1 protein-coding gene is annotated in these 236 nt (G+C 78.0%); it reads right to left on the reverse strand.

The features are described from left to right. On the reverse strand, positions 1-236 hold a 236-nt coding region (locus KVT14_RS21405), incomplete at both ends, for a malate:quinone oxidoreductase (RefSeq protein ID WP_217617390.1).

The following is a 236-nucleotide window of genomic DNA, read 5'->3' on the forward strand; positions in this document are numbered from 1 at the left end:
GGACCTCGTGCTGCAGCCGGACCCGGGCGCCGCGGGCGACCAGATCGTCGACCATGCGCCGGGCGAGGGTGCCGAAGGCGACGGCGAGGCCGTCGAGGGCGCGGGTCGCGGCCACGGGCTCGACGGGGTCGCGGTCGGCCATGATCAGCGGGGTCCAGGACGCGATGGGCGCGGGGTCCTCGGTGTACACGAGGTGCGCGAACCGGGGGTGCGCGGTCAGCGCGGCGTGCCGGCGG

Source organism: Cellulomonas sp. GbtcB1, assembly GCF_019091725.1.
Taxonomy (GTDB): Bacteria; Actinomycetota; Actinomycetes; order Actinomycetales; family Cellulomonadaceae; genus Cellulomonas.